A 12,816-nucleotide genomic window follows, 5' to 3' on the forward strand; every position below is an offset into this window, starting at 1 on the left:
CGAACACATCGACCGATGGAGCGAACGCATGTCCCCGACCGCGTCCGACGGCGCCCCACTGGACGTCATCGCCACGTCCCTGCGCCGGGAACGCGCCCGCACCGGGTTGTCCCTCACCGAGGTCGCCAGACGCGCCGGCATCGCCAAGTCCACGCTCTCCCAACTGGAGTCCGGGGCCGGCAACCCGAGCGTCGAGACGATCTGGGCGTTGTGCGTCGCGCTCGATGTGCCCTTCTCCCGGGTGGTCGAGCCCGAACGCCCCCGTGTGCAGGTCATCCGGTCGGGCAGCGGGCCGACGGTGTTCGCCGAACACGCCGACTACGCGTGCACACTGCTCAGTTCCTGTCCGCCCGGCGCCCGGCGCGACGTCTACCTGATTCGCGCCGAGCCCGGAAAGCCGCGGCTTTCGGATCCGCACATGAGCGGCATCGTCGAGCACATGATCCTCAGCGCCGGGCGGGCCAGGGTCGGGCCGCAGGACGATCCGGTGGAACTGCTGCCCGGTGACTACATCTGCTATCCCGGCGACATCCCGCACATCTTCGAGGCGCTCGAACCGGGTACGTACGGCGTGGAGATCGCGGAGTACACCTGATCAAGCGGGCTCCTCGGCCTTCTCTTCGGTGACATCGGCCAGTTTCCAGCCGCCTTTCCGCCTCAGCACCAGGAGGTAGTACGCGATCGAAAGCAGGGTGACGCAGGCGGTGACGATCAGGCTCGGCCGTCCCACCGCCGGGTCGAGCAGGTTCTGGTAGACGACGAACGCCAGCACGGCCAGCGCCAGCACCGGCGCGACCGGGAACCACGGCATCCGGTACTCGGCGTGCGCGGTGGCGCCGGTGCGCCTGCCGACGATCGCGCCGAGACACAGCGCCGCGTAGACCGCCACGATCGACGTGCTCGTCACCACCAGCAGCAGTTTCGGGTCGACGAAACAGAGCAGCGCGGCGACCAGGCCGGTACCGACGGTGGCCACCCACGGCGTCCCGAACTTCGGATGCACGGCGGACAGCGCGCGGTTGACCGGCGACGGCCAGGCGCGGTCACGGCCACTGCTGAACAACATCCGCGAGCTGATCAGCACGATCGCCAGCACCGCGTTGATGATCGCGAGCGCGACGGCCAAGCCCAGCACCGTGTCGAGGGTTCCCCCGCCGCGCGAATCGATGAAATAGGACAACATGTTCCCCGAGGCGAACAGCGCGTTCAGATCGGGCGCGCCGAGCAGGACGGCGGTCACCGGGATCAGTTCCGCGAGCACCGTGATCCCGAGCGCCAGCAGGATCGCGCGGGCGATCCCCCGGGAGGCGTCCTGCGTCTCCTCGCCGAAGTACACCGCCGAGCCGTAGCCGTTGTAGGCGAAGATCGCGACCGAGGTGGCGATCGCGATGGCACCGACCGTGGCCGGGCCGCCGTCCGAGGCGACCGGATGCGCGAGCAGATCGGTGAACGACCGCGCCGGGTTCAGCAGTCCGAGCGCGCTGACCACGATCAGCGCGAGGATCTCGATCGCCAGGAAGATTCCGGTGACCCAGGCGTTGAGCTTGATGTCGAACACCCCGACGACGGCCGCGACCACGCACGTCACGGCGGCGATCACCGCACCGGGCACCCCGGGCATGAGCGCGCCGAGATAGGTGCCGACGCCGAGCGCGATCACCGCGACGATGAGCACCTGCGTGATGATCATCAGGCCGAGGACGGCGAAGCCCGGCAACCTGCCGAGCGTCCGGGTGACTATCGCGTACTCGCCGCCCGCCAGCGGGAACGCCGACGCGAGTTCGGCGTAGACGAAGGCCATGAACACCCCGACGACCGCGGCGGCCACGAAGCTGTAGAAGGCGCCCGTCCCGGCCCCGGAGATCACCCCCGGCGCGATGATGAAGACCGACGAGGCGGGACTGATCGCGGACAGTGTGATGAGCAGCGTGCCGAGCGTGCGCAGACCGCGGCGCAGGGTGGGAGTGGACACGGCCGACCTCCTACAAGGTGGGTTCCTTGAATCTCCTTCGAAGAACTGTTGAGCACGCATCAAAGGCCCTTCACGATGTAACGTCAAGAGTTGATCGCGCTCGGCGCTTGCGTTTTGCGAACAAGATTCGAAGAATGAGTGGATGGCGAGACCGAGCAAGGCAGCGGAGCGACGTGCCGAACTGATCGAGGTGGCCAGGCGGGCGGTCCTCGAACGCGGCGTGCTGAACCTGCGGCTGAGGGACGTCGCCGAGGGCGCCGGCCTGTCGTCGGGTTCGGTCCTGTACTACTTCCCCACCCTCACCGGCCTGCTCCAGGAGGTGCAGCGGGAGGCGGTGGGGCGGTTCTGTTCGGCACGGGAACGGGCCGCGAGCACGAAGACGACCCCGTCCGGGCGCCTGTCGGCGATGATCCGCAGCGGACTGCCCACCGGACCCGGCGACGAACTCTGCGTACTGCTCTACGAACTCGGCACGATCGCCCGCCGCGATCCCGTATACGCCGCCCGGCACATCACGCTCTACGAACAGCAGGTCCGGATCTACACCGGCATCCTCGAAGCGGGTGCCGCCACCGGTGAGTTCATCCTGACCGCCGACGCGGTGTCGATCGCGCGGAACCTCGTCGCCCTGGAAGACGGCTACGGCCTGCACCTCACCCAGGCCGTGCCGACGCTGGAGACCGCGACCGCCGAAGCGATGTTGCTTTCCTATGCCCGCACAGCCACTTCGAACCCTTTGGAGGACCGTCCATGACCCGCGCCCGTGACCTGGGTGTCCCGCTGCCCGGCAGGACCGGTGAGCACAACGCGCTCACCGACGTTCCCGGCGTCGAAATCGGCTTCACGACGCTCGTCGAGGGCGACTCCGTGCGGACCGGCGTCACCGCCGTCCTGCCGCGCGGCCGCGAGGATTTCGCCGTGCCGTGCGCGGCCGGGACGTACGCCCTCAACGGCAACGGCGAGATGACCGGAACCGCGTGGCTGGCCGAGACCGGGTCGCTGACCCTGCCGGTGCTGATCACCTCCACGCACGCCGTCGGCGCTTGCCACCGCGGTGTGATCGACTGGGTGGTGCGCGAGCGGCCGGACGTGGCCGCCGAATGGCTGCTGCCGGTGGTCGCCGAGACCTGGGACGGTTACCTGAACGACAGCACCGCGCCGACCATCCACGGTGGACACGCCGTCGCGGCGATCGACGCCGCGCGAAGCGGCCCGGTCGGCGAAGGATCCGTCGGCGGCGGCACCGGGATGACCTGTTACGGCTTCAAGGGCGGCACGGGAACGGCCTCCCGCCTCGTGTCCTATGGGGACGACGAGTACACCGTGGGCGTGCTGGTACAGGCCAACTTCGGCTCACGCCGGGAATTCACCGTCGCGGGCGAGCACGTCGGGGCGGAACTCGGCGCCGACAACCCGATGGAGGAGGACTGGGCGGCACCGTCGGGCGCGGGGTCGGTGATCGTGATCGTGGGCACCGACGCTCCGCTGCTCCCCGGTCAGTGCACGTCACTCGCCCGCCGCGTCCCGCTCGGCCTGGCCCGCACCGGCACCGCCGGCTCGCACTTCTCCGGTGACCTCTTCCTCGCGTTCAGCACGGCGAACCCGGGGGCGCTCACCAGCCGGTTCCCGCGGACGGAGGAAGCCGAGTACGAAAGCCTGCGCTTCGTTCCTTGGGGCAGGCTCGATCCGTTCTTCGAAGCCGTGGTGCAGGCGACCGAGGAGGCGGTGCTCAACGCGCTGTTCGCGAACGAGGAGATGACCGGCCATCGCGGTCACCGGGTTCCGGCGTTGCCGACGGCGCGCTGGCACCGGGGCTAGGTCCCGATCAGAGCCAGTCCGCCTCGATGCCGCGAGCACGCAGCGTCTCCAGCGCCTCGTCCTTGCCCGTGTAGAACAGTGTCATCGACTTGAGGTGGGGGAAGTGTTCGACGTCGGCGAACTCGTCGACGTCGAACAGCCCGTCCTCGCCGTCCCAGTTCGGCGCGATCTCGAGGTAGATCTCGTTGCCGCCGTCCATGTCGATCTTGGTGATCTTCTCCGCGAGCTCGACGGGGACCTCGAGCGCCTCGAAGTACGCCAGGGCCTCGGGTACCGCCTCGACACTTCCGCCGTCGTAGGTGAAGCCCTGCTCGGCGGCGTACTCCCGCAGGCTGAAGCCCGGCAGGAGTTCTTGGTCGTACATCAACTCCTGGACGACCGCGAGCTTGAAGTTGCGGTCGGTGAACTGGATGGTTCGGCTCATGCCCGAAGTCTAGGAGCGATCACCGTCCGGGCGGCCGGGATCCGGCGAAGTGGCCGTCCGATGTCACCATCGAGTTTCTCTTCGAAGGCGACCCCCGATCCGGCTATGATCGACTGGTGGTGCGATTCCACGGTGTGGCCGTACAGCCGGCCGGTTCCGCCGAGGGGGTGGAACGACCCGGTGCGATTCCGGGGCCAGGCGGTGAGACCCCGCGTTCCCCGTGTCCGGCCGTCGCCGGACTTCGTGGGGTTCGACCGTCAAACGGGGTGTGGATCGATGTTCACTGGGCGAATCGGCGAGCTGGGTGCCGTCGAAGAGATCAAGGGCGACGTGCTGCGGGTGCGGGCGCCGAAGAGTGCGGACCGCGTCCGCGATGGCGGATCGGCGTGCGTCAACGGGGTACGGCTCACCGTGCGACCGGTCGAGGGCGTATTGGAGGCGGCGCTCTCCGCGGAAACCCGTCGCCGGTCGACGTTCGACGCGCTCGCGGCCGGGGACGCCGTCAACGTCGAGACGCCCCTTCAGGTCGGCGATCCGCTGGACGGCCACCTGGTCCAGGGTTACGTCGACGCCGTCGGCAAGGTGATCCGGATCGACGACGAAGGCGACTCCCGCCGGATTTGGCTCCGGCCGCCGCCGCGTCTGCTGGACCGGCTGCTCGCGAAGTCCCCGATCGCCCTCGACGGTGTCAGCGTGACCATCGCCGAGGTCCTGCGTGACCGGATTTCGGTGGTGCTGCTCCCGGTGACCCGCTCGGCCACCACACTCGGCGACTTGACGGCCGGAGACCGGGTGAACCTGGAACTCGACCTGGTCGGCCGCTTGGTGGAGAAGGCGCCCCCTTCGGCGGTGGGAAAGGCGTTGCCCCAGCTGCCGTGGGCCGGTCACGTCGATGGACGCGCCGGCGTGGAGAAGGTGGTGCGCCGGCTCGCCGCCGGTGGCGGTGTCGTCGTGTGGGACCCGGAAACCGAGGGCGAGGGCGACGTGATCTTCGCCGGCGCCCGGCTCCGCCCGGAGTCGTTCACCTTCCTGCTGACCCAGGTCTGCGGCTTCCCGGCGGTGCCGTGCGCGCCGGAAGTGTTGCGGCGCCTCGAGATCGCGCCGATGCCCGGTGAAGGCGACCGGCAGGGAACGGCGTGGTCGATCCCGGTCGACCTGGCCTCGGGAACGGGCACCGGCGTATCCGCCGCCGAACGTGCCGCCACCGTGCGGAAGCTGGCCGATCCGGACGCGACGGCCAAGGACTTCCTCCGTCCCGGACACGTGTTCCCGCTCGCCGCCCGGCCGGGTCTGCTCGCCGAGCGGGCCGGGCACACGGAGGCGACGGTCGCGTTGTGCACCGCCGCCGGCCTGCCCCCGATCGGCGTGTGCTGCGAAGTGATGAACCCCGACGGCACGATGGCAGGCAGCGCCGACCTCGAAGTCGCGGCGCTGTGCTGGGGAATGCCCGTGGTGGATTTGGCCGACCTGAAAGCGTGGCTCTGATGACCGCACTGACCCTCGAAGACGCCCGGAAGGGTCTCGCTTCGCAACCGTTCAGCGTTCTGCTCAAAGCCAGGGTGGCCGCATTCGGAAACGGTGCCGCGACCCTGGAACTCGACATCCGCGAAGACCTGTTGCAGCAGAACGGGTATCTCCACGGCGGCGTACTCGCCTACGCCGCGGACAACGCGATCACCTTCGCGGCCGGGACGAGGCTGGGTCCGGCCATTCTCACCAGCGGGTTCAGCATCGACTATCTGCGGCCCGCCAAGGGAATCCGGCTCGTGGCGGAGGCTCGGGTCCTGCACAGCGGCCGACGGCAGGCCACCTGCCGCTGCGATCTCCTCGTGCTCGGCGACGACGGAACCACGACGCTCAGCGCCGCGGCACAAGGAAGTGTGCTGACCCGGAACGGTCCCACCTCCTGACTCACCCGGGACGGCCCGGCGCTCGTCGAGGAGCGCCGGGCCGTCCCGGGTCGGAGTCGAGATGGCTTACCAGCCGCGCTCGGACAGACGGTGGGGTTCGGGCACGTCGTCGACGTTGATCCCGACCATCGCTTCACCGAGGCCGCGCGAAACCTTCGCGATGACGTCCGGGTCGTCGTGGAAGGTGGTGGCCTTGACGATCGCCTCGGCGCGCTGCGCCGGGTTGCCGGACTTGAAGATGCCGGAGCCGACGAACACGCCTTCGGCACCGAGCTGCATCATCATCGCGGCGTCGGCCGGGGTCGCGATGCCGCCCGCGGTGAACAGCACGACGGGGAGCTTGCCCTTCTCCGCGACCTCCTTGACAAGGTCGTACGGGGCCTGAAGTTCCTTCGCCGCGACGTAAAGCTCGTCCTCGGGCAGCGAGGAAAGGCGGCGCAGCTCCGCGCGGATCTTGCGCATGTGCGTGGTCGCGTTCGAGACGTCGCCGGTGCCGGCCTCGCCCTTGGAGCGGATCATCGCCGCGCCCTCGTTGATGCGGCGCAGCGCCTCGCCGAGGTTGGTCGCACCACAGACGAAGGGCACGGTGAAGGCCCACTTGTCGATGTGGTTCTCGTAGTCGGCGGGAGTCAGCACCTCCGACTCGTCGATGTAGTCGACGCCGAGCGACTGAAGCAGCTGAGCTTCGACGAAGTGGCCGATGCGGGCCTTCGCCATGACGGGGATCGAGACGGCCTCGATGATGCCGTCGATCAGGTCCGGGTCGCTCATCCGGGCCACACCGCCCTGCGCCCGGATGTCCGCGGGGACCCGCTCGAGCGCCATCACCGCGACGGCGCCGGCGTCCTCGGCGATCTTCGCCTGCTCGGCGGTGACCACGTCCATGATCACACCGCCCTTGAGCATCTCCGCCATCCCGCGCTTGACCCGGGCGGTGCCGGTGAGCGAGGTGGTGGCCGTGTTCGTGGAGTCGTCAGACACTGCTGGACCTTTCGGAAAGCGCACGAGGTGGGATGACGCCTTCCAGCGTAGGCCGCTTTTGGCCCTCTGAAGCAGGCCAGTTCGCGGCGATTTCAGCAGTCCACTGGGTGATCCGGGCCGCACCTACGCCCGCAATTCGGCACCTGGTTGCGGTAGTTCGACGTCGAACTACCGCAACCAGGTGCCGAATTGCGGGGTTCAGCGGGCCAGGCCCTGTTCGAAGGCGAAGAGGCCGTCCGGGTCGTACTTCCGCGCCACCCGCCGCAGCCGCGGGAGGCTGTCGCCGTAGTACGCCTTCGCCCAGTCCGGCATCTCCGGATCGATGTAGTTGACGTACCCGGCCTGCCCGTACTCCCGGCCGAGTTCGTCGCGGACCAGGCCGATCGACCGGCGCGCGTACGCCTCGCCGCCCTCCAGGCCACGGGTGATCTGGATGCTGCCCAGCGCCGATCGGTGCGGGAAGCACGAGTCGCTCGACGGCACCCGCGCGATCGCGCCCCCGTACGCGTCCACGATCGAATACAGCTTCGGATCACTCGTCAGCAACGACGCCAGCGCGCCGGGGTCGGGTACCGGATGGGTCAGCATCCTCGATGTGGCCACGTACTCACCGCGCTGGGCGACCGCGGCGGGGAACTCTGCCTCCTGGGCGAAGGCCCGCATCGTGGCCAGGTGGCCCTGCTCGGTCACCTCGCGTTCGGTCGGCTGGGTGCCGACGCGGCGGACCAGCTCGTCCAGCAGCGGGTTCACCCGCGCGGCGGAGCCCACGAAGCAGCCACCGCAGTTCGCGGCCGTCGCGCCGAGACCCATCCCGGACCACAGTTCGTCCGGCATCGCGGGCTGCCACTCCTGCCAGGCCGCGACCAGCGCGGCCAGCACGGCGGGCGGGAAGGTCAAGGTGAAGTTCGTCAGCGTCCTGGCCGCCGCCGTGCGGAAGGTGAACGACGTGACGATGCCGAAGTTGCCGCCACCACCTCCGCGCAACGCCCACAGCAGGTCCGGTGCGGTCTCCGCCGACACCAGGCGCAGTTTCCCGTCAGCGCCGACGAACCGCACGGATTCCACGTTGTCGCAGGTGAGACCGTATTCGCGGGCCAGCACGCCGATTCCGCCGCCGAGGGTCAGGCCCGCGATGCCGACCTGAGGACAACTGCCGGCGGGCAGGGCGCGGCCCGCCGCCGCCAGTGCCTCGTATACCTGGCCGAGCCGCGCGCCCGCGCCGATCGCCGCCCGGCCGCCGGGCAGGATCTCGACCGCGTTCAGCCGCGACAGGTCGACGACGAGCCCTCTGTCCACAAGGGAATAGCCGGCGTAACTGTGCCCGCCGGAACGGGCCGCGAGCGGAATCCGCTGCCTGGCCGCGAAATCGACGCAACGCCGGACGTCGTCCTCGGTCGCGCAGACCACCACACCGGCAGGCAGCCGATGGTCGTAGAGGCTGAAGAACCCGAGCCGCGCTTCGTCATAGCCGGGGTCGCCGGGCCGGAACAGCCCACCCGTCAGCCGGGCGCGCAGCCGTTCCCACGGACCACCGCCCCCGGAAATCGCCGCGGGCGCCGCCGCGAGCACCGGAACCGCGCCTGCCAGCCGCAACACCGTTCGCCTGTCGAGCTCCATCGCTCATCCCCACCGTCGGATCCGCCTCCGGGTGTCCGCCATCGAGCATAACGGCGCGTCGACATTCGGGGGGTCCCTCGCCGGTCACCTTGCCGCGACGCCCGGCGCGGGTGTGTGATCGAGGACACACCTGACACGCGGCATCATGTGGTGAGGAGACCGGCATGGCCGACAAACAGAACAAGAACGGAGACTCCGGGGCCGCCGTCGCTGTGGACGACCCGGCGAAAGTCCGCAACGTCGTCTTGGTCGGCCCCTCCGGATCAGGCAAGACGACCCTCACCGAAGCGCTGCTCGCCGCCTCCGGCACGGTGACACGGGCAGGCTCGGTCACCGACGGCACCACGGTGTGCGACCACGACCCCGCCGCGGTCCGGCAGCAGCGGTCGGTCGGCCTTTCGGTCGCGCCGGTGCTGCACCGGGGCCACAAGATCAACCTCATCGACACCCCCGGGTACGCCGATTTCGTCGGCGAACTGCGGGCCGGACTCCGCGCCGCCGACGCGGCACTGTTCGTGGTCTGCGCGGCGGAAGGCGTCGACGCGGCCACGATCGCGGTCTGGGAGGAGTGCGCGGCCGTCGGGATGCCGAGAGCGGTGGTCGTCTCCCGGCTCGACCATCACCGCGCCGACCCCGAAGGGGAGATCGCGGCTTGCCAGGAGGCATTCGGCGCCGGCGTCCTACCGCTCTACCTTCCCGCTCGCGATGGGCTCGTCGGACTCATCACGCGCCGCTACTTCGACTATGCGAACGGCTTCCCACCCGAGGCCGGAGAGCCGGACGAGGCCGATCTCGCCCGGATGACCGAGGCCCGCAACGAACTGATCGAAGGGGTCATCGCCGAGAGCGAGGACGAGTCCCTGATGGACCGCTACCTCTCCGGCGAGGAGATCGCCGAGGACACGCTGATCGCCGACCTCGAGACCGCCGTCGCCCGGGGGTCCTTCCACCCGGTGATCCCGGTGTGCGCGACGACGGGGGTCGGGCTGGCCGAGGTCCTCGACGGGATCGTGCGTGCCTTCCCGTCACCGCTGGAGCACGTCCCGCCGGAGGTCACCTCGCCCACCGGTGAACCGCACGCCGGTCTCCGCGCCGATCCCGACGGTCCCCTGGCCGCGGAGGTGGTGCGGACCGCCGTCGACTCCTACGTCGGCAGGGTGTCGCTGGTGCGGGTGTTCTCCGGGACGCTGAGACCGGAACGGCCGGTGCACGTCTCGGGCCACGGTCTCGCCGAACGCGGCCACGAGGATCACGACGCCGACGAACGCGTCGCGCATCTGTATTCACCGCTCGGGGCGAACCTGCGCGAGGTCCCGTACTGCGTCGCCGGCGACCTCTGCGCGCTCACCAAGGTCGGCTCGGCGGAAACGGGCGACACCGTCTCCTCGCCCGAAGACCCGCTGATCATGAAACCGTGGGCGATGCCGGAACCGCTGCTGCCGGTCGCCGTCGTCGCGAAGACGCGCAGTGACGAGGACACCCTGGCGCGCAACCTTTCCCGGCTCGTCGCGGGTGACCCGACGCTCCGGCTGGACCGCAACGCCGAAACCAGCCAGCTCGTGCTGTGGTGCATGGGCGAGGCACATGCCGACGTCGTGCTGTCACGGCTGCGCGCAGGAGGCGCCGACGTGGACACCGAACCCGTCCGCATCAGCCTGCGGTCGACCTTCGCCGGGCCGGGCCGCGGGCACGGAAGGCACGTCAAACAGTCCGGCGGCCACGGCCAGTTCGCCGTCTGCGACATCGAAGTCCAACCACTGCCGAGGGGTTCGGGTTTCGAGTTCGTGGACAAGGTCGTCGGCGGCTCGGTGCCCCACCAGTTCATCCCGAGTGTCGAGAAGGGAGTCCGCGCCCAGGCACAGCGAGGGATCGTCGACGGCCATCCGCTGATCGACATCCGGGTGACCCTCGTCGACGGCAAGGCGCACAGCGTCGACTCCTCGGACGCCGCGTTCCAGACGGCGGGCGCGCTGGCACTGAAGGAGGCCGCCGCGGTGGCCAGGATAGCGCTGCTGGAACCGCTCGAAGAGGTGGCCGTGCGGCTACCGGACGAGCATCTGGGCACCGTGCTGGGTGATCTCTCGTCCCGGCGCGGACGCGTACTCGGCACCGAATCGGGGGACGGCGGCCGTACGGTCGTCCGCGCCGAGGTGCCCGCGGTCGAACTCCTGCGCTACGCCGTCGACCTGCGTTCGCTGACCTCGGGCACGGCGACGTTCACCCGCAAGCACGCCCGGTTCGAGCCGATGCCGGAAGGGGCGGTGGCCTAGAAAGCCCGCAATTCGTCATCTACTTGCGGTGGTTGCGCGTGCAGGTATCGCAAGTAGGTGACCAATCGCGGGGTGGCGGGAACTCGAAGCCGCCGGGGCGGCAGCCGAGTTCCGGCACCGTCGTGACGGCCACCGGGGTCGCGGACACAGCCACCGGCGACCGCTCGCTCACGGCTTCCTCTTCCTACAGCTCGGGCTCGGCGATCTCGAAGTATTCCGGAAGCCGGGCCGTCCCGGCGAGACCGAAATACCGGACCTTTCGCCGTCGCCTCAAGTGCAGGGTGTCCCGGACGGCGTCGTTGTGCACGCGCCGCGCGATGACGACCCGGTGTTCGGCGTCGGTGAGCTCCTCGGCCAGCGGCGGTGGCAGGGTCGCCCGATCGACTCGTGCCAGTCGCAACGTCAGGTCGCTTTCCTCGGCTTCGCGATCCTGCCTTCGCGCCCGCTCGGCACGCTCGGCCCCCACGCGCAGCTCCTCGTCGCCCAGGATCGCGGCGGCCGCCCTGGCGACGACGGCGCGCCGCGCGAGGGCCGCGTCGAGCGCCGCCCAGCCCGCGTCCGTACGGACGTGCAGCCGGTCCAGCCGGTTCGCCGTCGCGAGCAGGAACAGCCCGCCCAGCACCACGATCGCGGCCACCAGACCGCCGATCCACACCCAGGACGTCATCGGCTGAACTCGCGTTCACCCGCGCCGACCCGGCGGGGATCGGCGGCGATCGCCGTCTCGTACACGCGCAGGACCTGAGTGGTGACCACGGACCAGTCGAACATCGCGACCCGCTCCCCCGCGGCCGCCGCCAGCGACGCCCGGCGTGCCGGATCCGCGAGCAGCTCACGCAGGCCGCCGGCCAGCGCCGCCGCGTCGCCGGTCTCGGTCAGCATCCCGGCCTTGCCGTCGTCGAGCACCCGGCGGAACGAGTCCAGGCCACTCGCCAGCACGGGGGTCCCCGCCGCCATCGCCTCGGTGAGGATCATCCCGAAGCTCTCGCCGCCCGTGTTCGGCGCGCAGTAGACGTCGACGCTGCGCAGCGCCCGCGCCTTCGTCTCGTCGTCGACCTGGCCCAGCAGGTCGACATGCGGCGCGAGCTCCGGCCCGGCCTCGCGCCGGAGCTGATCGGCGTCGCCGCGGCCGACGACCAGCAACCGCAACTCCTCGAACTCCGGCAGCAGCAGCCGCAACGCCTCCAGCAGCACCCCCATCCCCTTGCGGGGCTCGGTGTACCGCCCGACGAACCCGACCGTGCCACCCGCTCGCGGATAGCCGTCGAGCGGCAGCGCCCTGGAGAAGAAGTCGACGTCGACGCCGTTGGGCACCTCGACCGCGTCCCCGCCGGCGTGTTCGACCTGGACCCGGCGGGCCAGCGCCGACACCGCGATCCGCGCGGTGATCTTCTCCAGCAGCGGCCGCAGCACCGGCTGGAACGCCGCCAGCGTGCGCGAACGCGTCGTCGCGGTGTGGAAGGTCGCCACGATCGGGCCGTCCGCGACCTTCAGCGCCAGCAGCGAAAGGCTCGGCGCGGCGGGCTCGTGCAGGTGCAGGACGTCGAAGTCGCCGTCGCGGATCCACCGCCGCACCCTGGAGTAGGACACCGGGCCGAACTGCAGTCGTGCGACGGAGCCGTTGTACGGGATGCCGAGCGCCTTGCCCGCGGGGACGACGAAGTCGGGGACGTCGGAGTCCTCGTCCGCCGGGGCGAGGACCGAGACCTGGTGCCCGCGCGCCAGCAGTGCCTTCGCCAGATCGATGACGTGCCCCTGCACGCCACCCGGCACGTCGAACGAATAGGGGCAGACGATCCCGATCTTCATGACCCTCGCCTGAGC

12 protein-coding genes are annotated in these 12,816 nt (G+C 70.1%); 6 read left to right on the forward strand and 6 right to left on the reverse strand.

Annotated elements, in window-relative coordinates; translation table 11 throughout:
* Positions 1-28 precede the first annotated feature (28 nt).
* Entirely contained in the window at positions 29-595 is a 567-nt protein-coding gene (locus tag P3102_RS21500; protein ID WP_276361207.1) for an XRE family transcriptional regulator, read from the forward strand.
* Here P3102_RS21500 and P3102_RS21505 read toward each other — a convergent pair whose 3' ends face one another.
* Positions 596-1,972 (reverse strand): APC family permease, encoded by a 1,377-nt coding sequence (locus P3102_RS21505; protein ID WP_276361208.1) that lies wholly within the window; start codon positions 1,970-1,972, stop codon positions 596-598.
* A 142-nt stretch (positions 1,973-2,114) separates the two neighbouring features.
* Here P3102_RS21505 and P3102_RS21510 point away from each other — a divergent pair, with 142 nt between their 5' ends.
* Complete coding sequence (locus tag P3102_RS21510; RefSeq protein ID WP_276361210.1) at positions 2,115-2,726, forward strand: TetR family transcriptional regulator C-terminal domain-containing protein; 612 nt, start codon at positions 2,115-2,117, stop codon at positions 2,724-2,726.
* Positions 2,723-3,790, forward strand: coding sequence for a P1 family peptidase (locus tag P3102_RS21515; RefSeq protein ID WP_276361212.1), 1,068 nt, complete (start codon positions 2,723-2,725; stop codon positions 3,788-3,790). The genes P3102_RS21510 and P3102_RS21515 overlap by 4 nt, the downstream gene beginning before the upstream one ends.
* A 7-nt stretch (positions 3,791-3,797) precedes the next feature.
* Here the strand turns inward: P3102_RS21515 and P3102_RS21520 are convergent, their stop codons facing one another.
* Positions 3,798-4,214: a hypothetical protein gene (locus P3102_RS21520; RefSeq protein ID WP_276361213.1), complete on the reverse strand. Its 417-nt coding sequence runs from the start codon at positions 4,212-4,214 to the stop codon at positions 3,798-3,800.
* Between the two features lie 276 nt (positions 4,215-4,490).
* Here P3102_RS21520 and P3102_RS21525 point away from each other — a divergent pair, with 276 nt between their 5' ends.
* Both P3102_RS21525 and P3102_RS21530 read left to right on the forward strand, forming a co-directional pair.
* Positions 4,491-5,699, forward strand: coding sequence for a 3,4-dihydroxy-2-butanone-4-phosphate synthase (locus tag P3102_RS21525; protein WP_276361215.1), 1,209 nt, complete (start codon positions 4,491-4,493; stop codon positions 5,697-5,699).
* Positions 5,699-6,124: a PaaI family thioesterase gene (locus P3102_RS21530; RefSeq protein WP_276361217.1), complete on the forward strand. Its 426-nt coding sequence runs from the start codon at positions 5,699-5,701 to the stop codon at positions 6,122-6,124. Before P3102_RS21525 ends, P3102_RS21530 begins: the two co-directional genes overlap by 1 nt.
* 66 nt (positions 6,125-6,190) lie before the next feature.
* On the opposite strand, the gene pdxS is transcribed toward P3102_RS21530, so the two are convergent.
* Together pdxS and P3102_RS21540 are read right to left on the reverse strand one after the other, a co-directional pair.
* Entirely contained in the window at positions 6,191-7,105 is a 915-nt protein-coding gene (gene pdxS, locus P3102_RS21535) for a pyridoxal 5'-phosphate synthase lyase subunit PdxS (RefSeq protein ID WP_007034941.1), read from the reverse strand.
* Between the two features lie 198 nt (positions 7,106-7,303).
* Positions 7,304-8,722: an FAD-binding oxidoreductase gene (locus tag P3102_RS21540; RefSeq protein WP_276361218.1), complete on the reverse strand. Its 1,419-nt coding sequence runs from the start codon at positions 8,720-8,722 to the stop codon at positions 7,304-7,306.
* A 164-nt stretch (positions 8,723-8,886) separates the two neighbouring features.
* Between P3102_RS21540 and P3102_RS21545 the strand changes: the two genes are divergently transcribed.
* Entirely contained in the window at positions 8,887-10,992 is a 2,106-nt protein-coding gene (locus P3102_RS21545; protein WP_276361220.1) for an elongation factor G-like protein EF-G2, read from the forward strand.
* Positions 10,993-11,176: 184 nt separating this feature from the next.
* Here P3102_RS21545 and P3102_RS21550 read toward each other — a convergent pair whose 3' ends face one another.
* A complete protein-coding gene (locus P3102_RS21550) occupies positions 11,177-11,659 on the reverse strand; it encodes an NUDIX hydrolase (protein WP_276361221.1) in 483 nt (160 codons plus the stop codon).
* A complete protein-coding gene (locus P3102_RS21555) occupies positions 11,656-12,801 on the reverse strand; it encodes a glycosyltransferase family 4 protein (RefSeq protein ID WP_276361223.1) in 1,146 nt (381 codons plus the stop codon). Before P3102_RS21555 ends, P3102_RS21550 begins: the two co-directional genes overlap by 4 nt.
* Positions 12,802-12,816: the final 15 nt, after the last annotated feature.

Source organism: Amycolatopsis sp. QT-25 (assembly GCF_029369745.1).
GTDB lineage: Bacteria > Actinomycetota > Actinomycetes > Mycobacteriales > Pseudonocardiaceae > Amycolatopsis.